This is a genomic window from Paenibacillus sp. PvR133, from assembly GCF_017833155.1.
GTDB classification, from domain to species: Bacteria; Bacillota; Bacilli; order Paenibacillales; family Paenibacillaceae; genus Paenibacillus; species Paenibacillus polymyxa_B.
Window position 1 is genome coordinate 1809599 of record NZ_JAFIBS010000001.1, and the last position, 20930, is coordinate 1830528.

The following is a 20930-nucleotide window of genomic DNA, read 5'->3' on the forward strand; positions in this document are numbered from 1 at the left end:
CCTCCTTTTTTCACGAGCATTCAAATTTGAAAATATGAAGCGTATGTCGTATAAGGTAGTTATTAACCTTTTTAAGTGGGTCATGTACCATAAATGCTATAATGCCCATTACATAAAAGAAAAACGATAAGTAGGTGCCCATGATGAAAACAAATGTGTTATACATCGAAGATGACCAGGATATTGGTGCTTGGACGCATCAGTATTTGGAAGAGCGGAATTACGCTGTAGTATGGCTTCGCAGCGGGGAGGGGGCTGTGGAAGCAGCCCGTACGTGCCAACTCGTGATTTTGGATGTGATGTTACCCGGTCTGGATGGATTCACCATGGGGAAGCGGCTCAAGAAAGAGTACCCGGAGCTTCCCATTCTCATGTTGTCTGCCCGTACATCCATTGACGATAAGCTGCAAGGACTGGATTTCGCCGACGATTATGTAACCAAGCCCTTTCACCCGGACGAGCTCATAGCACGTATGGAGATTTTGCTGCGCCGATCGGGAACCGTGCCGGAAGAATCCTTACAACTGGGGCATCTCTCGGTGTTCTCTCCTGATAACCGTATTGTGAACCGTGATACCGGGGAGGAAATTACACTGACAGGCAAGCAATATCACATTTTTGCTTATTTGCTGCGGCATTTGGGCCAGATTATGACGAAAGAGCAAATGTATGAAGCAGTGTGGGGGGACCCATATATCGACGGAGACAAAACTTTAATGGTCCACATCCGACACCTTCGTGAAAAGCTGGAGATTGATCCTGCGGCACCCCGCATCATTGAGACGATCCGTGGTGTAGGATATCGGGTGAAAGCATAATGAGCAGGACGCGCAAAAATTGGAGGAGGCTGTACCCCAGCTCTAGGCCAGGTCAGGGAGGTCGGTTTCGCAGTTCACTGTTGTTCCGTTATCTGGTCATTATTGTGGTTGCTATGATGCTGTTGCCCATTGTGTTGCCTGCTACAGCCTTGATATATAGCGTGTTATTGAATTGGGGGGCGGAGCTCAAGCCTAAAAATGCTTACTATCCCTCTACTACCCATACCGAAAATAGCTGGCATCGCGAAGCTGTAGCTTTGAAGGGAGCCACACCAGAGCAAATCTCAGCCCATCTGCGCAAAATACAACAAGATATGTTCCCTAACTCACAAATATTTTGGGTGGATCCCGCAGGTAAAACAAGGTTGGAGTTACCGACACAACCTAACATGCCAAAACAATGGAACGCTGCGCAGGCTATAGAATTTATGAAGCAAGCAAGCTATGAGGGGCCGTTTACGGTAGTAGCCTTTATTGGCGGGGGCAAGAATGATGTGAATCAGGGCTATATGGTATTAAAAGTACCTCGCTCGTTCTTTGAACAGCCACCTACAGATAGTAGCATGTTCATGTACTATCTCTTTTTTATCGTATTGATTCTGGGCGCTTTTATATTCGTATCTCTTCTGTTTTTTGGAGGCATTCGGCGTAGACTGTTGCAGCTTCAGGCCGCCATGTCGCAGCGAGGAGAAGATGGCTTGCCTATTCTTGTTGCCACTGGACGCCCGGATGAAATTGGCAAGCTGGAAGAAGCATTTAATCAGATGGTCGAGCAGTTGGCCGAGAGTCGGGGACGTGAGCGTCAGGAGGAAGAGCTGCGGAAGAGGCTGGTCGCGGATCTGTCACACGATATTCGGACACCGCTTACGGTCGTGCGTAGCCATCTGTATACACTAGATGGTGAAAATCTGAGCAGCAGAGGGAAACAGTCGATTACACTGATGGAAAACAAGCTAAAAGACCTTGGGAGTCTGATCGACAATCTGCTCACCTATAATCTGCTAGCTAGTGGAAAATACACTATGAATAACACACCGCGTGATATCCTGCGGCTAGTGCGGGAGTGTGTAGCCAGCTGGTATCCGGTGTGGGAAAAGGAGGGCTTTGAAGTGGATATCGACCTGCCCGAACATAGCATGGTGTGGAATGTCGATGAGCAAGGCTTCCGTCGTCTGCTGGACAATCTCTTTCAAAATGTAGTTCGCCATGCTGCCTCAGGCCGATATATCGGTGTTCAAGTACAGAAAGATAATGGGACAGAGGCATTGGTTATCACAGATAAAGGGCCCGGTATGGAGCAACAGTCCAGTGAAAAAGGGGCAGGGATTGGTTTGGCGATTACAGAACTGCTGGCTCGCGAAATGAATTTGGAGAGGGAGATTTTCAGTTCATCAGCCGGGACAAGAATCCGTTTTTTAAACAAAACTTAAACTCAGAGTTCCCTTGGCTTTAAACTTGGCACGTTACGATAGGTGTCGAGGTGAGGAACTTGAACGAATACATTATTGAAACGAACAGTCTCAGCAAAATATACAAAGGCCGCGCGGCGGTTAATCAGCTGGACCTGAAAATAGCTCGAGGAGATATTTACGGATTTCTGGGTCCCAATGGAGCGGGGAAAACGACAACGATCCGCATGCTGCTTGGACTTATTCGCCCAACTCGAGGAACGATCCGTATATTCGGCAAAGATATTCGCAGACATAAGCTCGATATCTTGCGTAAAGTCGGCTCGTTGGTGGAGTATCCTTCGTATTATGGTCATTTGAACGCAATTGAAAATCTGGAGGCCATTCGCCGTATTTTGAATGTACCCAAGCAAAACATTGCCGAAGTGTTGGAGGTCGTCCGACTGACCAAGCATGCCAAACGTCCAGTCAAAGGCTACTCCCTGGGTATGAAGCAGAGACTTGGCATTGCAGCAGCCCTGCTTGGGAATCCCGAAGTGCTCATTTTGGATGAGCCTACGAATGGTTTGGACCCGGAGGGTATTCAGGAAATGCGCACATTGATTCAGGCGATGCCCAAGCAACGGGGGATCACCGTGCTGGTATCCAGCCATCTGTTGAGCGAGGTAGAGCATATGGCGAATACTGTGGGTATTATCCGTGAAGGAGAGTTGGTCTTTCAAAATACGATTCATAATCTCCGTCAGGAATCTGCGGGAGGAATTCGGATCGTAGTGTCGGAACCGGAAGCAGCCCAGTTGATTGCGCGTGAGCAGGGCTACCATTCAGTGAAGGACGGATCGGCGCTGGATTTCGAGAACATGAATGATGCGGCTGTTGCGCTGCTGGTCAGAAGATTGGTCGAAAATACGCATGCCGTATACCGTGTGGAGGAACGCCGCAAATCGCTGGAGGATATGTTCATGCAAGTGGTGGGCAAAGGAGGAACTTCCTTATGATGCTGCGGGCGCTCACGGCGGATCTGCTCAAAGCACGCAGAAAGGGAATCTGGTTCCTGGTGTTTCTCGGTCCCCTTGGGCTGGTGGCGATGCAGGCGCTGAACTTTGGACTCCGCTATGACTATCTGATTCCGCGATACAAGGGCCATTTGTGGGAATCCTTGATGGATAACATCGCTATGTTTGTCCCCCTTGCGCTGGTGTTAGGAGCCACCATGGTCGCTTCCATGTTGGCGAATGTGGAGCATATGTCTAATTCCTGGAAGCAGCTACTGGCCTTGCCGATTTCCAAATTCAGCGTCTATATGGCCAAGCTGACGCTGGCGATCGGGATGCTGTGTGTGTCCTGTGTACTCCTGACGGTAGGGACGTGGGTGTTGGGCATGCTACTCGGCTTCGGAGGAGAGCCGGCGCCGATTGGAGAATTACTGCGGCTTGGATTTTGGCCTTTAGGCGGCACGCTGCCTATGCTCGTATTATTGTTGTGGTTAACGGTCACGTTCCATAATCAGGCTCTGCCTGTAACACTGGGCATTACGTTAGGCATCGGCAGCTTGTTTGCTTCACAGCTGTCCGAATGGTTTCCGTTGGCCTGGCCTCAATTCGCATGGGTTGCACCTCAAGCGTGGATGTTTGCGTCCGTCGGGTGCGGAACGGGTGTGCTTCTCAGCCTGCTGACAGCGGCCCATTTTAGCCGAAAGGATGTGGCGTAATGTTCGGAGGATATGTACGGCTGCTTTCTGTTGAACGTATGAAAATGGCGAAATCGCCCGTCTGGCTCCTTGCGCTCGTCAGCCCGGCGATTGCCGTCCTGATTGGTTTGCTGGCAAACCCGGGAGGGAATTGGCAGGTGTTGTTGTCTGCCATGCTTACAGTTCATGCGCTGCTGTTCATGCCGATGCTGACCGCCGTATTTGCATCTCTGGTCTGCCGATTCGAGCATGGGGGCGGCGGTTGGAAGCAGCTGATGTCATTGCCATTGTCCCGCACGAGTCTGTATGCGGCCAAGCTGACCATCATTATGGCCTTGGTCGGATTGACCCAGCTACTGTTCGGAGGAGCGTTGCTGGGTGTTGGAGTTGTGCAGGACATGAACGGACCGATTCCATGGGCCGTGATCGCTCAAAGTTTGCTCGCCGGCTGGGTAGCCTGCCTGCCGCTGGCTGCGTTGCAGTTGATGGTGTCCTTCCTGTGGTCCAGCTTTGCCGCACCGCTTGCGTTGAATTTCGTCTTCACCGTGCCGAATATTCTGGTCGCCAATTCTCAAACCTACGGTCCGTACTATCCATGGACACAGCCTTTATTGGCGATGATGCCGAGTGGAAGAGACAACTTCGGGGCGTTCATGGTGCCAACGGATACACTGTTGACGGTTATAATGGGTAGCTTTGTCGTATTTACGTTGGCGGGACTGACAGTATTTCGTTATAAAGAGATATAGGGCGAAATACGGGGATTGCAAAAACTCCTTATCCTCAATGAGGGTAAGGAGTTTTTTTACTGTGCTATTGGTTTACACTAGGCCTGAAATGGCACGAATATTATTGCTGATAAGGTGGCAAGAGGCGTCGAACTTCGCTTGTTCTTCCGGACTTAGCTCCAGCTCGATGACCTCTTGAATTCCTCTGCTGCCGATAATCGCCGGAACGCCCGTGCAGACATCGGTGTGCCCGTACTCGCCGTCCAATACAGCAGAGACCGCTATAATTTTACCATCATCATTTAAAATGGAACGTGTAATGTATGCCAGCGCATTGGCAATACCAAAATAAGTGGCGCCTTTGCGGGTGAAGATCTCCCAGCCTGCATCCCGAGTTTTACGGGCAATGTCGTCCAGATCGACGTGGCTGAATCGTTCCTTATGCTGACGCAAAATGTGCAAGAGTGGCTTACCACCAATCGTGACGTGTGACCAGGCAACGAATTGGGATTCGCCATGCTCGCCAAGCGCATATCCTTGTACGCTGCGCGGATCTATGGAAAATACTTCAGAAAGCAACGTCTTGAGTCGGGATGAGTCAATGGAGGTGCCCGTGCCGATCACCTTGTTGCGTGGCAGACCGGATATACTTTGTACCATATACGTTACAATGTCGACAGGATTAGCGGCAATGACGAATATACCGTCGAAACCACCCTCCATAATCGCTGTTACAATCTCTCTGGTAATAAGCACTGCGTCATCCAGCACAGATAGGCGGTCTTGACCCGGTTTAGGGTTGGCTCCAGCCGTTATAATCACAACGTCCATATCCGTGCAGTCTGCATACGTGCCTGCACGTACCTTGGTACGTGTGGACGTAAAATCCATACAATGGGACAGATCCAGTGCATGGGCCAAAGCCCGATCATACGTGCGGTCAATCATCATGATCTCATCACAAATGGACTGATTAACCATTGAGTAGGCACAGCTCGAACCGACCATTCCCGCGCCGACAATAGCTACTTTCCTTGCCTTCCCCTTCATCTATGTTGCCTCCTCGTTCCAGCGAACGTTAATATGCTACAAATTATGCCTGAAATCCATTTTACGTTACATAACATAACATATTGCTGATCTTTTGAAAATATCCATTTTTTTGTCTCCATTCTGGAAAATTAAAAATGAACTGTAAATAGAGGTGTCTTTCTAGGATTAATTGTAGAATGAACGTAAATTATCAATACTTTTACTGGAAGGTAGGAGAGGACGTTTCAATTTATATTTAAGGTGACCGCTGTATAAATTATAACATGGACCATGTTGATGGAAGGAATGGTGCCATAGAAATCATGAAAGTGTGACATTTATGTGACGCTCTTTAAAGAGTCTGAAGGGTACATAAAACGAAAGTATTCTCTTGCAATGTCGTTTCTTGTATTTCTACAAATATTCCGTTATGACAAAGGTTCTTAGCAGTCTGCAATATTAGAACATTTTTGCCAAAGGGTTTCCAATGGATTTCGCGAATTCTACATATACAAGCTAATTTCTTTCCATACCATCCGGGGAGGTAATGATTAAATGGAAGAAAGCAAATCGACGACGGAAGCAGCAAAGCAGTTGGGAATCGGGGCGAGTACCCTTCGTAAATATGCAGCGGCGCTGGAGGAGCAAGGGTATGTGTTTCAGCGTTCCGCGAATCAATCGAGAATGTTCAGTGCTGAGGATGTTGAGTGCTTGAAGGTGATGCGGAGGGCGTTGCGTGAGCAGCATATGACGATGGAGCAGGCGGTTCAGGTGGTGCTTGAGAGAGTGACCGCTCCCTTTCAAATGGAGGATGAGGAATTCCGCTTGCCACCCATCTCGGATGCTGAGTCACTGACCGCAACTTGGGAAGAAATAATGGCGGCGGCTGAGGGCAGGGAAGAGACGGTCATGCAGGCGCAAGCTGCTGCTACGGTTGAACTGACAGAGTTACAGGATGAAATGAATGCTCAGGAACTGTCAGAGGAACCCATGATGCAGCTACAGTCGCAGGAGGAGTTCCAGACTTTGGCATCTACCATTGAGTATAGATTGGAACAAGCACCTGTATCCGTACAAACGCAGGAGTCCGTAGAGCCACAGGAACTGGCGCAGATGCAGGACATGGTGCAAAACGCTTTGTTGGAAATGCGGAGCCGTTTGGAGGAGTTGGAAGCAGAGCACAGCCGTTTGGTGGAAAAGAATATCAACCTGTCTAACCAACTGGAGGATCAAAAACGCTGGATGAAAGAAAGGATCGACGAGGAACGGGACCGGCAGTTAATTACGAATTTGCGTACCTACCAGGGCAGGCAACGCAAATCGCGCGGTTCGTTGTTGTCCTGGCTTGGTCTGACACCGCGCAGACGCAGAGAGGCATAACCAGCATCTTTTTTGATAAAGACCATCAGACCTTCCCGGTTCTGATGGTCTTTTATCGTGGATGGTATAATAACGGAATATAAGAATACGAGAACAAGCCGCATAAGAAACGTTGCTGCGGCATGTAGAGGAAAGGATATAAATATGTTTGCTTGGTTGCGGAACGCATATGAATCATGGATGGACTATCCGAAACAGCCTGGCGATTTACTGAGCGGACGTTATGATGTTCGTTCGCTTTTAGGCATGGGGAGCTATGGTCTAACCTACCTCTGTTTGGATCGGAACAGCGGACAAGAGGTGGCGGTGAAATTGCCCAGACCGAGCAAACGGGCGAAGGCAGTTCAGCTATTGCAGCGCGAGGCTCATATTATGCGGCAGATGGAACACCCTTATATTCCGAAGCTACTCGAAAGTGTCGAGCATTCGAACGGAATAGTTGTGATCATGGAATACATCTCTGGCATGACGCTGGAGGAGCTTATATTCGAACAGGAGCGTTCCTTTACAGAACAGGAATGCATTGTCTACATTTTGGAGTTAATGGAGCGAGTTCTGCATGTGCATGAACGGGGCTATATCCATCGGGATATCCGCATTCCCAATGTGATTCACCGTGAGGGGAAGCCTTACCTGATTGACTTTGGTCTTGCTCTGGCGGTAGGAGAGCGGCAGGAGGATATATTTACCGAATCCATGCTGGAAAAGCGCGCACCCGAGCGACAAGATGTCGCCGTCTACAGCGATTTGTACGATGTCGGACATTTAATGCTTTTTATGCTGTATAGCAGTTACGAGCCTCAGCCGGATCAACCGCCGGCAAGCTGGCAGGAAGAATTGAAACTGAGTTCACCTGTGCGTCAAATGCTGGAGCGTCTTTTTCAGATTCGGCCACGTTATGAGAATAGCCGACAGTTTATGCAAGAGCTGGAGGAAGCATTGTTGCTGCTTGAGATTAACCCATAGATAGTCCCTAAAAATAAACAGGCATTCGCCGCAAAAATGGGGGAATGCCCCCCTTACGCATTTGACCAGGTCTACATACAATGATTCTGTAAATGAGCGAAGGGAGTGTTGTAAATGAGTCATATGTGTGGAGTAGGCGGTATGGGTTGCGGCGTAGGAGCATGGACCTCTGTAGGAGCGATTCTGGTTCTGTTTATTTTGCTGGTGATCATCTCTAAAACCCTGTTTCTGTAATTTCGGTCATAACCGATTTCCTGTAAAATGCACAGATGTTGCCCTGCATAACGAAGGGCGCACAACAATAAAGCGAAGGCCCTTGAGATGAGAAGGGTCTTCGCTTTATAGGGTTTGAAGGAGCCTGTGGCATGCTTCTTGTGGTACGCTCTATTCCGTCGCTACTTCTTGTTGTTTGGCTAAGAACTGGAGTAATGACGGCGTTTATCTTTGTAATATCGGTGCCCATTGTGGCTATTCTTGTAACCGTCTGAAGAAGAATGGTGTTTACGTTCACGTTCGTAATAACGGTCTGAGCTGCTGTATCGCCGCTTATGAGAATGAGAGGTGGAATGTAGCAGGCGGTGCAGTAATTGTTTAAGCATCGTCTAATCCTCCTTCTTACCCTGCCCAACTGACATAGACAGGTTTTTATAAAAAGGTAATACGCAGCAGCGTTAGAACAGGTTCCACTAATTTAAGATTGTAGGGACTTGGCCTGAAATTCCGCAATATCCTTGAACTCTTCTTCGAATTTACGTGAAATGCGGATATAAATCGGTAGTAAATCGCGATAAATATCCACGTGTTCTGCTACAGGTTTGTGCTGGTGAGTGGTACCGATCATACCGGACACAGCATCCAGCGAATCAATCCGTCCCAGCGCGTACAAGCCCAGAATAGCTGCGCCCAGACATGAGCTTTCCAGACTTTCGGGGATAATGACTTCCTGATCGAAAATATCCGCCATGAGCTGTCTCCATAGCTCCGAGCGTGCAAATCCACCAGTGGCGTGAATGACTGACGGTCTGTCGATGACTTCTTCCATGGCGAGCATGACGGTATACAAATTGAACAGCACACCCTCCAGAGCGGCGCGAATCATATGCTCTTTTTTGTGACGCAGGGACAGACCGAAGAAGGAGCCGCGAGCATTTGGGTCCCACAGGGGCGCACGTTCACCGGATAAGTACGGAAGAAAGAGCAAACCGTCGGAGCCAGGACGTACCTGTTCCGCAATTTGGGTCAGCACATGATATGGATCAAGTCCCAGTCGTTTGGCCGTTTCCACCTCGGAGGCTGCAAATTCATCCCGGATCCAGCGGAAGACTATACCTCCATTGTTCACCGGGCCTCCGATGACCCACAGCTTTTCGGTTAAGGCGTAACAGAAAAAGCGCCCTTTGGCATCCGTGAGCGGCTTATCAACTACGGTACGGATGGCTCCGCTGGTGCCGATGGTAACCGCGACAACTCCAGGTTTGATCGCATTCACACCGAGGTTGGACAAGACACCGTCGCTGGCCCCGATTACAAAAGGAGTCGTCTTCAGTAGACCCATGTCATGCGCATAGGTCTCATCCAGCCCTTTGAGCACATGCGTTGTCGGCACCAGCTCGGATAGTTGCTCCTTTGTCACACCTGCAATGTGCAGTGCTTCCTCATCCCAGTCCAGCTGCTGCAAATTCATAAGTCCGGTTGCAGAGGCAATCGAGTGGTCCACGACATATTGGTGGAATAACCGGGCAAAAACGTACTCCTTAATGGAAATGAATTTATACGTCTGGGCCGCAATATCCGGTAAATCCCGTGTAATCCACATCAGTTTCGTTAGCGGTGACATGGGATGAATGGGCGTTCCGGTACGTAAGTAAATGTCGTGTCCGTTGTATTCATGTTTGAGCGCTTCGGCCCATTTGGCGCTACGGTTATCTGCCCAAGTGATGGAGGCGGTCAGCGGTTTGCCGTTCTTATCCACCGCCAGTACACTGTGCATGGCCGAACTAAAGGAGACGAACAGCACATGCTCGGCTGACACTCCGCTTTGTTTCATGACCTCTTGCACCGTCGTCACGACAGCTTTGAAAATATCTTCCGGGTCCTGTTCTGCCGCATCCGGCTCAGGTGTATGGAGCGGATAGCCCACATGGTGCTGGGCGGCAATATTGCCGTTTTCTTCGAAAAGCACCGCTTTGGTACTGGTTGTGCCGATATCGACGCCGATCATATATCGGGTGTCTGTCATATTCAATCTCCCCTTCACTTACCGTTATTAGCTCATTATCGTTAAATTAACACACTCAGCAGCATAATCAAACCGAAAGCGACCAGGGAGAGGATGGTTTCCATAACGGTCCATGATTTTAGAGTCTGCGGAACCGTCATATTGAAAAACTCTTTAATCATCCAAAAACCGGCGTCATTCACATGAGACAAGATCAGCGACCCTGCCCCTGTAGCAAGGACGACCAGTTCGACATTCGCGCCGGGAGTAAGCGCCAGCACAGGTGCGACAATACCGGAGCCTGTCGTCATCGCGACTGTCGCTGATCCAGTGGCTACACGAATGAGCGCAGCGACCAGAAAAGCAAATACAATCACATTCATATGGGCTCCTGTAGCGACCGCTGCAATGGCCTGACCTACACCGCTGTCGATCAATACCGTTTTAAATGCACCGCCGCTCCCGATAATTAAGATGATAGATGCTGTTGGCGCCAGACATTCACTGGTAAAACGGGACAAGTCCTCTTTCTTTAGACCACGTGCATAGCCTAGCGAGAAAAAAGAGAACACAGCCGCAATCAGCAATGCCATAACCTCATCACCAATGAATTTAAAAAATATAGTGAGTGGATGTGTATTGGCCGGGTCTACGATTTCAGCGACTGATCCGCTAAGCATTAGAATAACAGGCAACAAAATGGTGAACAAAGTAATCCAAAAAGGAGGCAACGACCGTCCCGTCGTATTTCTGAACTGCTCGTCCAGCCTCTCGGAAGGTCTGACCATGATTCTTTTGCCAATCCAAGCGCCGAAGACCGGGCCTGCAATAATGGCGGATGGAATGCCCACGATGAGTGCATATCCTATCGTGCGTCCAATATTGGCGTTAAAGGCTTCAATCGCGATCATCGGAGCCGGGTGGGGCGGTAAAAGGCCGTGTACCGTCGATAGTCCTGCCAGCATTGGAATACCGATTTTCAGCAGAGACATATTCATTTTACGGGCAACCGTGAACAGGATGGGAATTAATAAAATAATACCAACCTCAAAAAATACTGGAATACCCACGATAAAGCCTACGATCATCATCGCCCAATGAACGCGTTTTTCACCAAAACGATCCATCAGTGTGATCGCGATGCGTTCGGCACCGCCGGATTCTGCCATCATTTTACCGAGCATGGTGCCTAAACCGATCACGATGGCGATGGAGCCGAGTGTACTGCCGAGCCCCTTGGTAATGGAGGCAGTAACTTCATGTCCCGGCATCCCGTTAACCAGTCCGAGAAATACCGACGAAAGCAGCAGTGAAACGAAGGGATTCCATTTGAATTTGGCAATCAGCAAAATCAAAAGAATGACGGTAACTAGCGCCCATATGAGCAGGGACGCGTTATGGCTTAAGCCGAATAATGTGTTCATGAAGGTATGCCTCCTTATTCTTATATGTGTAGTTAAATGTATACTTGTCGACAACTTTAATGTAAAAGAGAACCGCGCCAGCAAGAAACGCATGAAGCGCGGTACATCGGCTCTTTGTCACGCATGTTGCGGCTAGGACGATGTCTTTCTGTAGGGAGACAGGACGCTGTCGTTAACCGCGTTGCGGGTATCTCGGTAATGATCCTCAATAAATCCCGACAACTCCTGAGCATTCCCTTGATTTAAAGCGTTTGCAAAGGTTCGATGTTTGTGAATCGTGACTTGTGATTCTTCGATGTTGGACGCAAATCGTTGTTCTGTCGCAGCTAACATGACCGTCAGGATTAACTGTCTCATACCGTTCCAGGTATGAAGAATACGGGTATGGCCTGCTTCCAGAACCAGAGCCTCATGAAAATTAAAATCCTGAAGAGAAAATTCAACGACATCCCTGTACTTGAGAGCGACTTCCATTTTGTCAATCATCTGATTCAGAACAGTCACCAATGTGGCATTATCACTATGTACATACCTTTGTACAACAAAATGCTCAATCAGCATTCGCACATCGAATAGCTCCTCCATATCACCGGGTGTCATGCCGACGACAACCGCCCCCATGCGCTCCAAACGGATCAGTCCTTCGCCCGAGAGTGCCTTCAAGGCTTCACGCACCGGAGAACGACTGGTACCAAAATCGGCAGCAATCTGATTCTCAGATAGCACAGTACCTGGCGTCTGAATACCCCGTATAATCTGAAGCCGAAGTTCACAAGCAATCCTTTCCCCAAGCGATGCGCCCTGTAACCAGGTTGTTGGATATTTCATAGGATACTCCTATCTTGGAAATAATTTTGCATACTGGTATACAAGTTATGGAGTATTATATACCCCGTTTAAGATCCTTGTAAACGGTGTTAGTTGACATCGGTTCCATTTCGCTGCTTTTAGCGTTACAATAGAAGCAGAAAAAAGAAGCAGTGAAAAGTGGAACGAACACGGAAAAGAAGGAGACCGTTTAATGATTATCATTAAAACCAAAGAACAAATTGAAAATATGAAAAAAGCTGGAGACATTTTGGCTGCTTGCCACCGGGAAATTGCCAAAATGATCAAGCCAGGCATTACGACACTGGAAATCGACGCTTTCGCAGAATCCTTTATGAAGAAGCATGGCGCAACACCGGAGCAAAAGGGCTATAACGGCTACCAGTTTGCAACATGTGGCTCACCTAACGATGTGATTTGCCACGGCTTTCCGAATAAGACACCGTTGAAGGACGGGGACATCGTGACGATCGACATGGTTGTGAACCTGAATGGCTGGCTGGCAGATTCCGCTTGGTCGTATGCGGTAGGTAATGTGTCTGAGCAGGCGCAAAAGCTGCTGGACGTTACCAAGGAATCACTGTATAAAGGGATTGAGCAAGCTGTTATCGGTAACCGGATCGGAGATATTTCCCATGCGATACAAACCTATGCGGAAGCGGAAGGCTTCTCGGTCGTACGCGAATTTATTGGGCACGGCATCGGGGAAGAGATGCATGAGCAACCGCAGGTTCCACATTACGGACCGCCGCACCGTGGACCACGCTTAAAAGAGGGCATGGTCATTACAATTGAGCCGATGCTCAACACAGGCACATACCGCAGTAAAATTGATGCCGACGGCTGGACCGCACGCACGTTGGACGGCGGCTTGTCTGCGCAATACGAGCATACGCTGGCCATTACAGCAGAGGGTCCGATTATTTTGACCCAGCAATAAAGCAGGCATCCATCGGTAGCATACAGACTAACGGGTTGAATGAGCTAGACATGTTACAGAAAAAGGGGCTGTCCAGAGGACGGTCTCTTTTGCTATAAGCATCCGCTGCATGTCCGTTCCAGTCCCAGGCATGTTCAGGCAGATCGAATGCTGTACACTGCGAAGACAGAGGGACGCAATCGAATAGCTCCTTTTTCCGGAATGCATAATGTAGACCTGATAGACCAAAAAGACACGGCTCCTTTTAGGAGAACGTGTCTTTTTGGTCTATACAGCAACATGCGGGCATGCATGTTAAAAACCTGTTTGTCAGATGCGAACTTCCGCCTCGTTCGGAACGAACTGACGATATTGGAAATACATACGAAGCCGCCAGTGTAACAAGGTCCCGAAGGCTAGGATGAAAAATAGCCCTGCTGTCTGCGGAATGGTAATGTAATGCTGAATAAATTCATGCAACAGCAATCGGATGATCAGCAGGCTGATCAGGATAAAAAAGAAGGTACGTGAGCGTTGCACGAAAACCAGCCCTTCTTGCAATTCAAATTTGGTGCTGCGGATCAACGGGTAAGAAAAAATAAACCAGCCGACCAGAAAAGCGCCTAGCGCCCAAAGCCAGGGAACCCGTACTTCCGGCACCACAAACATCATAAAACCGGTGCTCATGCCGAGCGGTGGGATGATGATTTTTTTGGCATTAATCGGGCGATGACCTGTCTTCATACGGATGAAAATAGCCGATATAGCGATTAAGATCATACCGAAGGTTGCGCCATATTGCAGCAATGGGGTGCTAATATGAAACATGGACTGGCCCCCTCTATAAGGAATATAAGCGTTATTGGACAGACTGCAAACCTTTTACATTATAGCACACATGCAATGGATATATTTAGTTACAGTCTTTCCTTGGGCAAGCGGATTATACGCCTCTTGGTGGTAACGGGTCCTATAATTAGGTCTCTTTCATACTTATGCGAGTTCCTTTGCTTGTACCTCTCCTTGAGCTGATTTTTTCTCCTGACGCATGATATAACCCATGGCTGCAATAATAAGGATAAAGGCGATCAGTGCGAGAAAAGGAATGGTGATAAAATCGAACCAGTTCAGGTAATCCTGTTCACAGGATACTCTGCCGCAGGAAGTTGAAGTTTGCGCAGCTGCTTTGGCGGCTGCATGGATGCGCTGAATGATAAAATGATAGGCCGCAATCGCGCCTCCAATGATAGCCAACGGCATGACGTAACGACGTATCCCCGAATCTCCTCGAAAATATGCAATTCCGAGCAGAAGGGTCAGGGGATACATCAGAATGCGCTGAAACCAGCACAGCTTACAAGGCTCATACCCCAAAATCTCGCTGAGATACAGACTGCCCAATGTGGCCACACAAGCTACAACCCAGGCGGCAAACAAAGCAATATCCGTTTTTTTAAACGATCCAATCATAGTAACGCTCCTTTTTTAATTCAAATGAGAACAAAATGAACTCACCCGTGTCTTGTCCCATCGGCAGGCATATGCCGATATGTATGTCTTTATCCGTATTGTACTGTATTTTGAGTGCAGGGTCATACTTAAACATATTGACATCATTCACTATCATTTTTATAATTGCAGTAGTTTGGGAAGTTAATGAGGATTCAAGTTAGATATATATTAAGAAATTAGGAGAGTGCCTAGAATGTCGAGCAGTCCAAAAAATGAAACCCTATCTACTATTAGTGAAAGACACGCGGTAAAGAGCTATGTTAAGGATTTTAAATTGCCAGAGGAAGATTTGGAGGCTATTTTGACTGCCGCGATAGAAGCTCCTTCCGCTTGGAACCTTCAACATTGGAAATTCCTTGTCATCGAAAGCGAAGCGGACAAGCAAAAATTGCTACCTATCGCCTACAATCAGGGTCAAGTAGTGGAAAGTTCCGTTACGATTGCCGTATTGGGTGATTTGGAAGCGAACCGCAACACCGTCATTTATGATCAAGCGGTAGAAGCAGGCGCACTGCCAGCGGAAATCCGTGACGCATTGGTAGGTCAAATCAACGGCGCGTACCAAAACCCGCAAGTAGCTCGCGATGCCGCCATCCTGAACTCTGCTTTTGCAGCACAAAACATTATGCTGGCTGCTAAATCTCTGGGCTACGACACTTGCGCAATGGGCGGTTTCATTCCAGCACAATTGATCGAGCAATTCAATATTCCGGCACGTTACCTGCCAACCCTGCTTATTAGCGTAGGTAAGGCACAAGTACCAGCACGTCCATCAGGACGTTTCCCACTGTCTGAAGTTGTTGTAAAAGGTAGCTTCTAAGAAGATTTGTGAATGTAAAAGGGTGTTCCTGCAACCGTTCGTGGTTGGGGAACACCCTTCTTTACGTCGTGTTAGGTGTCAAAAGCCTTTTGGTTAGCCCTTTGTTTAGTCCGAGCGTTTGGACACGAGATATACCAGCTCCAGCGTCAGGATCGGTAGAAAGACAGAAGCCGGATAGGCCAGATAACGCGGCTCCCATTGCGGCTTGAACTTATCCTTAAAGCGCCGAAGCCCCTGAAAGCCGTAAAAATGTCCCCCGTATTGAAAAACAAGTCGAGCCAGCTTTTCCTCGCGCAATGCCTTTTCGCTTTGCCCTACCTGGGACAGCGGTGCCATTCCCAGATTAAATGTCGCATATCCACTCTCCTTGGCCCACTCAATGACCCGTGTGAATAAATAATCCATCGTGCCATTTGGCGTGTCAGGCAAGTGGCGCATTAGGTCAATGGAGACCGTCCGTCCATGATCATAGGCAGGGGCCATCGTAGCGAAAGCGATAACTTTTCCTTCAGAGTCCTTTAGCAATGCAATCGGTGCCAACTGAAGATAGGGCTCTTTGAACCAGCCGAGTGAATATCCCTTCTCCTTGCGCCCGTCCAGCCAAATATTCGAAACATGACGCATCTCCTCAATCAGTGACGCCTCTAGAGGCGGTTGGATGATTTCGAATGAGTAGCCATCGCGGTCAAAGCGGTTTTTGGCGCTACGTAGCGCTTGATTGCTTTTGCCCGTCAGTGTAAAGGATTCCAGCGGCACCAGTGCTTCCTCGCCCAGTTTGAAAAAGCGATAGCCGTTCTCGTGATAGATGGACAAATACTCCGGTGATGCCTGATAAAATACAGCCGTTAACGCATACCGATCTGCGAACCGCTGAAATTCCTGAATCGCTTCACTCACGCGTTCTTTTGGACCGAGTGGGTCACCTAATACAATCAGTTTGTCCCGACTGCGAGCATAGGGAATGACGACCTGTTCATTTTTGGTCCAATACAGATATTTATCGCCCAGAAAAAGCATGTGGGAAACGAGATTACCACCCTGTCGTTCCAAAAATTCTTTTAGCTTATCCAGCTCCTGCGCGTCGGGTAGATTGCTGATACCACGCTGAGGCCGAAGAAAGAAGTACACCGTCAGGAATACCCATGCCAAAATCAGACTAAACACGGCAGTAACTCCGTAATCGCTGCGGTTCATAAAAAAGTCCAGATGAACCTTGGCGTGCAAATGGCGCATAAACGGAGTATTGGAGCCTGCCCCAATGATAAAATAAGCCCCGGTTACAAGTAGAGATAATCCGCCCCATATTAAAATATTGTGCCGATTCAGTGGTGCACTGACCCGATAAAACCGCGAGCGCGAGATCCATAGCATTAACGCCACGAACAGTAGGAATAAGGCTTCTTCAAAATCCAGACCTTTAATGAAGGTGAAAATGGCGCCGGCCAGCAGCAATATCAATGTCAGTCGTAATGCTCTGCGAATACGTAGAGAGATTCCGTGGGACAGGACGACAAGCATAATCCCGATGATGACTGAGATTTCATGCGACAAGCGCATGACGGGCAGGCTGAGCAAATGCTCAGCAAAACGGAGCCGATATAATAGACCTGGCGTAGCTGCCGACAAAAGAAGCACCACGCCGGAGATGAGTACCAGCTTACCAAGCGCCCATACTCCTAGATCTGCCAAAAATCGGAATTGACCAGGCCAACCCCATACCTTCTGCCACGCATTAAGGGAGTAGTCCCAGCCCGTCTCAGCTAGCTGATTCAGGCGCTCGTTACGCGGAATCATTTCCAGCGCGGCTAATACCAAGCCGATGAGCCACGGGATGATGTAATAAAAGACACGAAAGACCAGCAGCACAGCCAGTGCCCGATCTGAGTTGGCTCCCGCCATTTGCAGCCCGAGCAGGGCAATGATGTCGAATGCCCCGACCCCTCCGGGTGCAAGACTGATCAACCCGGCAATCGCGGCTATTACATAAATACCGAACACAGCATGCATCGGCAATTCATGGAGCAAGTGCGAGCCGATCCATGCAAAGGTAAGGCCAGCCAGCAGCCATTCCAGCAGGGAAGCACTGATGGAAGCGGAGATGGTGGACCAGGAAAGCTGTCCTTCTCCCTTGTTGAACCATGTGGAGTACCGTTTGGAGCGCTGCATGATCAGAAATAGCGGCAGGTACAATGCCATTCCCCACAGCGCCCAATGAAGCCACGGATGAGCATCCAGTACAGGCTGTACCGGATACAGATGGACAATGGCTCCCCAAGCCAGCAAAGATAGTCCGGTAATGACGACTGGCGAAAGAAATACGACCGCAGAGGTGATGACACCCAACGGCACCCCGCTTTTTTTATACAGCACTGTGCGAAGTCCCGCTCCTGTAAAGCCTGCAAACCCAAAGACATTATTGAAGGTATTGGAGATCCAGGCATAGCGAAATGTCGTTCCAGGCTTGACCTGAAGCTTGAAATGATGCCTGATTACGTAATCGTATGCGCTCATAGCCGCCACGGCAGCTAGTGAGAACAAGCCAATCTCGATCAGAAAGGTGGCATCCATTCGCCGCAGCTCATGAAGCATACGCGCCAGATTAAAGTCTTTTAGTTCTCGTCCGGCCTCCCATATAATAAAAGCCAGTACAGCCAGTGGTAGCAGAATACGTGTCAATCGTTGCCTGTAGACGGTCATCACGAACTGTACGATTTTAAAGGATTGAATCGGTTTGTGATTAGATTTCATAGATTCACCTGCTTGGAAAAGAATGAGATGTACACGGAATGAAGTGCTTAGATTTCATGCCCGATGAACATTACTATATATTATACCTGTAATAATCGTTTGAATAACAACAGAAGGGTTACGAAATGGGGTTTCAGTTTGATTGTTGTAAATAATTCCAATATAATGATGGAAAACCTAGTGAATTGCTTGGCAATGGAGCTGAACTGGACATGAGTATATGGGATCGTAATCTTTTTATACGTCGCCTGGAGCTGATATGGCCTCCAGATGCTGACAAGAGCCAATATCCGTTTAACTTAAAAGCCTTACACCAGTGGAATGAACTTAAATTCCATTCTTCCGTTACCTATATTATTGGAGAAAACGGTGTAGGTAAATCGACGCTTATGGAGGCAATCGCGGTCGCGTGGGGATTTAATCCAGAGGGCGGTACTAAAAATTTTAATTTTTCTACACAAGCCACGCATTCCTCACTGCATGAGCATATCCGGCTGGTGAGAGGGATAGAAAAGCCGAGGGATGGCTTCTTTTTCCGGGCGGAAAGCTACTATAATGTGGCGACTCATATCGACGAGCTGGATCGCGAAGGTGGAGGCCCACCTATTCGAAACTCCTACGGAGGCAAATCGCTGCATGAGCAGTCGCATGGCGAGTCTTTTTTTGCTGCCTTTGTGCATCGGTTTGGAGGACAAGGATTGTATATTTTGGATGAACCGGAGGCTGCGTTATCGCCTTTGCGCCAGATGGCCATGCTTGCACGGATTCACGAGCTGGTGCAGCAGGGCTCACAGTTTATCATTTCTACTCATTCCCCCATTTTGATGGCTTATCCAGATTCCATCTTGTATCATCTGACACATGAAGGGATCGACATCCGGACACTGGAGGAAACCGATCATTTTATCATCACCAAGCAATTTCTGAATAACAAGGAAAAGATGATACAGGAGCTATTCGAAGATCCACAATAGGGATCGTAGGGACCGCCAGACCGTTCCAGAAATTCACCCTGGTCGTTCGTATGAGAGGGACAACATCGCCATTTCAGGTTGTTCCTTTTTGCTGTCCTGTCAAAGGAAAGATTCAGGGTTATCGGAAGTATTTTATGATTGTTATTTGTCTCTCGCTCTATTAATATAATGAAGAGTTTTGCTGAAATGGTTGCAAAATAAGATTTTCGTATACGAAATAAAGAACCTGAGGAGGACAAAACGCAACATGTCAGATTCACAACAGTTGAAAATGGGACCGCTGGTCATTTTGATGATTAATATGTTTATTGCCATGCTGGGAATTGGCCTCATTATTCCGATCCTCCCTAAGTTTATGAGCTCCTTGGGAGGCAGTGGTGAAACGGGTGGTTATTTGGTTGCCGTGTTTGGCTTAACCCAATTCCTGTTTTCGCCGCTAGCGGGGGAATGGTCCGATAAATACGGACGTAAAAAAATGATTATTATCGGTTTGGTAATCATGACGGCTTCTTCTGTATTGTTTGCGATTGGGGAATCGTTGACCACATTGTATATCTCCCGTTTACTGGGTGGTGCAGGGGCAGCCTTTATGATTCCTCCGATGATGGCCTATATTGCTGACATTACAACGGTCCACAATCGCGGTAGAGGAATGGGGCTGTTGGGTGCCGCCATGTCTCTTGGCTTTGTGATCGGTCCTGGTGTGGGCGGTTTGCTGGCAGATATCTCGATTCGTACGCCCTTGTATGTTTCGGCGGCCGTATCGGGCGTAGCTGCACTGATTTCCTTGATTATGCTACCCGAAACCTTATCACTGGAAAAACAGTTGAAGTTTCGGAATGTCAAGGCCAAACGGGACAATGTGATTAAACAGTTTGCCCTTTCTTTCCGCAAGCCTTACTTTATGCTGCTGATTATGATATTCACCTTAACCTTTGGACTGACACATTTTGAAACGATGTTTCCTTTCTTTGTGACGGGGAAGTTTCATTATAATGAGCGTGATATTGCTATCATTATTACCGTAGGTGCACTGGTCGGAACCGTGATTCAAGCTGTGGTAATCAGTCCGATGTTAAACCGTTTTGGCGAAAAAGGTGTCATCATCGGTTCCTTTCTGTTTTCGGCGATTTCCCTTGTGCTTATGCTGCTCTCTGGCAACTTTTATTATGTACTCGGGGTATCGCTCATCTTCTTTACCGCTACGTCGTTGCTTCGGCCAGCCATTAATACTGCTTTATCCAAAATGGCGGGGGATGAGCAGGGAGTTGCAGCTGGCATGAACAATGCTTATATGAGTATTGGTAATATTCTAGGACCTGCGCTTGCGGGTACATTGTTCGAGGTGCATATCAATTTGCCATACATTTTTGGGGCAGCCATTCTCATTCTTAGTTTGGGTCTGGCTGTAAAATGGAAAAGCAGAGATACGCAAACCACAGCGGTTTAATGTTGTTCTTTTCG

General features: G+C 48.2%; 20 protein-coding genes. 12 read left to right on the forward strand and 8 right to left on the reverse strand.

The annotated features are described in order from the left end of the window. The first annotated feature begins 143 nt into the window (after positions 1-143). The 5 genes from JOE49_RS08045 to JOE49_RS08065 are packed head-to-tail and all read left to right on the forward strand — an operon-like array spanning position 144 to position 4666. The gene (locus JOE49_RS08045) at positions 144-818 is read left to right on the forward strand and encodes a response regulator transcription factor (RefSeq protein WP_076265154.1); all 675 of its coding nucleotides are present in this window, start codon (positions 144-146) and stop codon (positions 816-818) included. Further along, on the forward strand, positions 818-2248 hold the full coding sequence (locus JOE49_RS08050) for a sensor histidine kinase (RefSeq protein ID WP_209940866.1): 1431 nt from the start codon (positions 818-820) through the stop codon (positions 2246-2248). The genes JOE49_RS08045 and JOE49_RS08050 overlap by 1 nt, the downstream gene beginning before the upstream one ends. Before the next feature lie 59 nt (positions 2249-2307). After that, on the forward strand, positions 2308-3225 hold the full coding sequence (locus JOE49_RS08055) for an ABC transporter ATP-binding protein (RefSeq protein ID WP_023986725.1): 918 nt from the start codon (positions 2308-2310) through the stop codon (positions 3223-3225). Next, complete coding sequence (locus JOE49_RS08060; RefSeq protein WP_023986726.1) at positions 3222-3938, forward strand: ABC transporter permease; 717 nt, start codon at positions 3222-3224, stop codon at positions 3936-3938. The genes JOE49_RS08055 and JOE49_RS08060 overlap by 4 nt, the downstream gene beginning before the upstream one ends. Next, a complete protein-coding gene (locus tag JOE49_RS08065; RefSeq protein WP_209940867.1) occupies positions 3938-4666 on the forward strand; it encodes an ABC transporter permease in 729 nt (242 codons plus the stop codon). Before JOE49_RS08060 ends, JOE49_RS08065 begins: the two co-directional genes overlap by 1 nt. Positions 4667-4738: 72 nt before the next feature. Here JOE49_RS08065 and JOE49_RS08070 read toward each other — a convergent pair whose 3' ends face one another. Next, positions 4739-5695, reverse strand: a complete 957-nt coding sequence (locus JOE49_RS08070; protein WP_023986728.1) for an L-lactate dehydrogenase — start codon at positions 5693-5695, stop codon at positions 4739-4741. Positions 5696-6232: 537 nt separating this feature from the next. Here JOE49_RS08070 and JOE49_RS08075 point away from each other — a divergent pair. From JOE49_RS08075 to JOE49_RS08085, 3 genes are all read left to right on the forward strand, one after another. Continuing rightward, positions 6233-7057 carry a MerR family transcriptional regulator gene (locus JOE49_RS08075; RefSeq protein ID WP_209940868.1) on the forward strand — a complete coding sequence of 275 codons (825 nt, stop codon included), beginning with the start codon at positions 6233-6235 and terminating at the stop codon, positions 7055-7057. A 144-nt stretch (positions 7058-7201) separates the two neighbouring features. Next, entirely contained in the window at positions 7202-8023 is an 822-nt protein-coding gene (locus tag JOE49_RS08080) for a serine/threonine protein kinase (protein WP_209940869.1), read from the forward strand. A gap of 114 nt (positions 8024-8137) precedes the next feature. Then, on the forward strand, positions 8138-8257 hold the full coding sequence (locus JOE49_RS08085) for a hypothetical protein (RefSeq protein WP_013369112.1): 120 nt from the start codon (positions 8138-8140) through the stop codon (positions 8255-8257). A gap of 179 nt (positions 8258-8436) precedes the next feature. On the opposite strand, the gene JOE49_RS08090 is transcribed toward JOE49_RS08085, so the two are convergent. The 4 genes from JOE49_RS08090 to JOE49_RS08105 all read right to left on the reverse strand — a co-directional run bounded on the left by JOE49_RS08090 (position 8437) and on the right by JOE49_RS08105 (position 12493). Continuing rightward, the gene (locus tag JOE49_RS08090) at positions 8437-8622 is read right to left on the reverse strand and encodes a hypothetical protein (protein WP_071559410.1); all 186 of its coding nucleotides are present in this window, start codon (positions 8620-8622) and stop codon (positions 8437-8439) included. A 92-nt stretch (positions 8623-8714) separates the two neighbouring features. Continuing rightward, positions 8715-10262: a gluconokinase gene (gntK, locus tag JOE49_RS08095; protein ID WP_209940870.1), complete on the reverse strand. Its 1548-nt coding sequence runs from the start codon at positions 10260-10262 to the stop codon at positions 8715-8717. Positions 10263-10303: 41 nt separating this feature from the next. Continuing rightward, complete coding sequence (locus tag JOE49_RS08100; RefSeq protein WP_209940871.1) at positions 10304-11665, reverse strand: GntP family permease; 1362 nt, start codon at positions 11663-11665, stop codon at positions 10304-10306. Positions 11666-11797: 132 nt separating this feature from the next. Beyond that, complete coding sequence (locus tag JOE49_RS08105) at positions 11798-12493, reverse strand: GntR family transcriptional regulator (RefSeq protein ID WP_071559407.1); 696 nt, start codon at positions 12491-12493, stop codon at positions 11798-11800. A 193-nt stretch (positions 12494-12686) separates the two neighbouring features. Between JOE49_RS08105 and map the strand changes: the two genes are divergently transcribed. Next, positions 12687-13433 (forward strand): type I methionyl aminopeptidase, encoded by a 747-nt coding sequence (gene map / locus JOE49_RS08110; protein ID WP_013308498.1) that lies wholly within the window; start codon positions 12687-12689, stop codon positions 13431-13433. Between the two features lie 309 nt (positions 13434-13742). Here map and JOE49_RS08115 read toward each other — a convergent pair whose 3' ends face one another. Next, positions 13743-14240 carry a CcdC family protein gene (locus JOE49_RS08115; protein ID WP_023986735.1) on the reverse strand — a complete coding sequence of 166 codons (498 nt, stop codon included), beginning with the start codon at positions 14238-14240 and terminating at the stop codon, positions 13743-13745. A 165-nt stretch (positions 14241-14405) separates the two neighbouring features. After that, a complete protein-coding gene (locus tag JOE49_RS08120) occupies positions 14406-14882 on the reverse strand; it encodes a disulfide oxidoreductase (RefSeq protein WP_023986736.1) in 477 nt (158 codons plus the stop codon). 235 nt (positions 14883-15117) lie between these two features. Here JOE49_RS08120 and JOE49_RS08125 point away from each other — a divergent pair, with 235 nt between their 5' ends. Next, positions 15118-15744, forward strand: a complete 627-nt coding sequence (locus JOE49_RS08125; RefSeq protein WP_023986738.1) for a nitroreductase family protein — start codon at positions 15118-15120, stop codon at positions 15742-15744. Between the two features lie 105 nt (positions 15745-15849). Here JOE49_RS08125 and mprF read toward each other — a convergent pair whose 3' ends face one another. Next, the gene (mprF, locus tag JOE49_RS08130; protein WP_209940872.1) at positions 15850-18492 is read right to left on the reverse strand and encodes a bifunctional lysylphosphatidylglycerol flippase/synthetase MprF; all 2643 of its coding nucleotides are present in this window, start codon (positions 18490-18492) and stop codon (positions 15850-15852) included. A 212-nt stretch (positions 18493-18704) separates the two neighbouring features. On the opposite strand from mprF, the gene JOE49_RS08135 reads away from it, so the two are divergent. Both JOE49_RS08135 and JOE49_RS08140 read left to right on the forward strand, forming a co-directional pair. Continuing rightward, positions 18705-19466, forward strand: coding sequence for an AAA family ATPase (locus JOE49_RS08135; RefSeq protein ID WP_209940873.1), 762 nt, complete (start codon positions 18705-18707; stop codon positions 19464-19466). 247 nt (positions 19467-19713) lie between these two features. Next, positions 19714-20916: an MFS transporter gene (locus JOE49_RS08140; RefSeq protein ID WP_028541191.1), complete on the forward strand. Its 1203-nt coding sequence runs from the start codon at positions 19714-19716 to the stop codon at positions 20914-20916. The last annotated feature ends 14 nt before the right edge of the window (positions 20917-20930 follow it).

Coding starts and splice junctions, on each gene's coding strand:
- JOE49_RS08090 (WP_071559410.1), bottom strand. CDS start 8,622: ATGCTTAAACAATTACTGCACCGCCTGCTACATTCCACCTCTCATTCT.
- JOE49_RS08085 (WP_013369112.1), top strand. CDS start 8,138: ATGAGTCATATGTGTGGAGTAGGCGGTATGGGTTGCGGCGTAGGAGCA.
- JOE49_RS08125 (WP_023986738.1), top strand. CDS start 15,118: ATGTCGAGCAGTCCAAAAAATGAAACCCTATCTACTATTAGTGAAAGA.
- map (WP_013308498.1), top strand. CDS start 12,687: ATGATTATCATTAAAACCAAAGAACAAATTGAAAATATGAAAAAAGCT.
- JOE49_RS08135 (WP_209940873.1), top strand. CDS start 18,705: ATGAGTATATGGGATCGTAATCTTTTTATACGTCGCCTGGAGCTGATA.
- JOE49_RS08115 (WP_023986735.1), bottom strand. CDS start 14,240: ATGTTTCATATTAGCACCCCATTGCTGCAATATGGCGCAACCTTCGGT.
- JOE49_RS08075 (WP_209940868.1), top strand. CDS start 6,233: ATGGAAGAAAGCAAATCGACGACGGAAGCAGCAAAGCAGTTGGGAATC.
- JOE49_RS08140 (WP_028541191.1), top strand. CDS start 19,714: ATGTCAGATTCACAACAGTTGAAAATGGGACCGCTGGTCATTTTGATG.
- JOE49_RS08080 (WP_209940869.1), top strand. CDS start 7,202: ATGTTTGCTTGGTTGCGGAACGCATATGAATCATGGATGGACTATCCG.
- JOE49_RS08070 (WP_023986728.1), bottom strand. CDS start 5,695: ATGAAGGGGAAGGCAAGGAAAGTAGCTATTGTCGGCGCGGGAATGGTC.
- JOE49_RS08105 (WP_071559407.1), bottom strand. CDS start 12,493: ATGAAATATCCAACAACCTGGTTACAGGGCGCATCGCTTGGGGAAAGG.
- mprF (WP_209940872.1), bottom strand. CDS start 18,492: ATGAAATCTAATCACAAACCGATTCAATCCTTTAAAATCGTACAGTTC.
- gntK (WP_209940870.1), bottom strand. CDS start 10,262: ATGACAGACACCCGATATATGATCGGCGTCGATATCGGCACAACCAGT.
- JOE49_RS08060 (WP_023986726.1), top strand. CDS start 3,222: ATGATGCTGCGGGCGCTCACGGCGGATCTGCTCAAAGCACGCAGAAAG.
- JOE49_RS08050 (WP_209940866.1), top strand. CDS start 818: ATGAGCAGGACGCGCAAAAATTGGAGGAGGCTGTACCCCAGCTCTAGG.
- JOE49_RS08045 (WP_076265154.1), top strand. CDS start 144: ATGAAAACAAATGTGTTATACATCGAAGATGACCAGGATATTGGTGCT.
- JOE49_RS08100 (WP_209940871.1), bottom strand. CDS start 11,665: ATGAACACATTATTCGGCTTAAGCCATAACGCGTCCCTGCTCATATGG.
- JOE49_RS08120 (WP_023986736.1), bottom strand. CDS start 14,882: ATGATTGGATCGTTTAAAAAAACGGATATTGCTTTGTTTGCCGCCTGG.
- JOE49_RS08065 (WP_209940867.1), top strand. CDS start 3,938: ATGTTCGGAGGATATGTACGGCTGCTTTCTGTTGAACGTATGAAAATG.